The following is a 232-nucleotide window of genomic DNA, read 5'->3' on the forward strand; positions in this document are numbered from 1 at the left end:
TTAGGCCCGAGCGTGCCTTAGACCGGGCGGTTCTGCTGCTCGATGTGCTGCCGGAGGACGCTCAGCGGCGTCCCTGTAACGGGTCCGGTGAAGTACGAGCCCGACCACAGCTTGTTGGCCCGGTGGTAGTGCCGCCGCAGGTCGGGGAGCTCCTGCCGCATTCGGCGGCTGGACATGCCTTTGAGGCTGTTGACCAGCTTGGCCGGGGCGAGCTTGGGCGGAAAGTTCACGT

At 66.4% G+C, this 232-nt stretch carries 1 protein-coding gene; it reads right to left on the reverse strand.

What is annotated here, in order from left to right; all coding sequences use genetic code 11:
- Positions 1-17: 17 nt before the first annotated feature.
- On the reverse strand, positions 18-232 hold a 215-nt coding region (locus tag HCJ94_RS29475; RefSeq protein WP_168004263.1), incomplete at its 5' end, for a transposase.

The organism is Micromonospora thermarum (assembly GCF_012034245.1).
GTDB lineage: Bacteria > Actinomycetota > Actinomycetes > Mycobacteriales > Micromonosporaceae > Micromonospora > Micromonospora thermarum.